Origin of the sequence: Paraburkholderia sp. BR10923 (genome assembly GCF_040948765.1) — a bacterium.
Classification (GTDB): domain Bacteria; phylum Pseudomonadota; class Gammaproteobacteria; order Burkholderiales; family Burkholderiaceae; genus Paraburkholderia; species Paraburkholderia youngii.
The window spans coordinates 1-1,181 of sequence record NZ_JBFPKO010000122.1 but is presented as its reverse complement, the minus strand read 5'-3'; the positions used below and the strand labels follow the sequence as shown (position 1 = coordinate 1,181).

Below are 1,181 nucleotides of genomic sequence, written 5' to 3'. Positions count from 1 at the left end.
GCCTCGGCGGTGATCCAGTCGGTGGTCCACGCCGGCGCGAGCACGGTGGCGACGCGGTAGGGCGTGAGCTGCGCGGCCTCGAGCGCACGGCCGATGTCTTCGGCAATCTGCGACATCGCCGGGCAGCCCGAGTAGGTCGGCGTGATCACGACTTCGAGCGCGCCGTCCGCGGCGCGGCGCACCTCGCGCAGGATGCCGAGCTCGCGGATCGAGACCACCGGGATCTCCGGGTCGGGTACCGCTTCGAGCACGCTCCACGCGCGGGTGAGGGCGGGATCGGTGGTGGCGGTCGTGGCGGTCGTGGTGGCGGCGGTGGCAGCGGCTGCATTCACGGGCTGCGCGGCGGTCGAGGTCGTCATCATCATCGCTATCCCGGGCTCACCAGCTCGCGCCCGGATGCTGGCGTGCGAGGCTCTGCATTTCCGCGAGCACGAAGCCCATGTGCTCCGAATGCTCGCCGTGCTTGCCGGTGCTCACGTGCCGCAGCGCCGCGGGCAGCGTCAGCGTGGCCGCGTCGAGCGTGGCGCGCACGTCGTCGAGCCATGCGGCTTCCAGCGTCGAGGTGCGCGGGCCGACGCCCGCCGCGGCGATCGCGTCTTCCACCGCGTCCGCGCTGAAGAACTCGTACGTGTACGGCATCAGATAGTCGAGCGCGGCCTGCGCGCGACGGTGCGATTCGTCGGTGCCGTCGCCGAAACGGATCAGCCACTCGCCCGCGTGATGCACGTGGTACTGCGTTTCCTTGACCGACTTCGCGGCGATCGCGGCGAGCTGTTCGTCGGCGGAGTCCGTCAGCGCGCCCCACAGATGCCTCATCAGCGTCGCGTACAGGAAGTTGCGCACGATCGTCACCGCGTAGTCCTTCTGCGCCTGCGCGGTGCCGGCGAGCGGCCCGTAGTGCGGCAGCTCGGCGAGCGTGTAGTTCGCGAATTCGCGCTCGGCGCGGAAGTACGCGTAGTCGTCCTCGCTGCGCTGACGGCCGGTGAGCTGCTGCTCGAGCGTGGCCGCGTGCGTGTACAGCAGGCGCGCCTGGCCGATCAGGTCGAGGCTCATGTTCGACAGCGCGATGTCCTCTTCGAGGATCGGGCCGTGGCCGCACCACTCGCTGTTGCGCTGACCGAGGATCAGCGCGGTATCGGCGAGGCGCAGCACGTACTGCAGATGTTCGGGCGTGATGGACA

General features: G+C 70.0%; 2 protein-coding genes. Both read right to left on the bottom strand.

The window, feature by feature from the left end; all coding sequences use genetic code 11:
• A partial coding sequence (locus tag AB3X94_RS41675) for a metal-sulfur cluster assembly factor (RefSeq protein ID WP_368614453.1) occupies positions 1-359 on the bottom strand: 359 nt, incomplete at its 3' end.
• Positions 360-378: 19 nt separating this feature from the next.
• The coding region (gene paaC / locus AB3X94_RS41670) for a 1,2-phenylacetyl-CoA epoxidase subunit PaaC (protein WP_368614452.1) at positions 379-1,181 on the bottom strand (803 nt) is incomplete at its 5' end.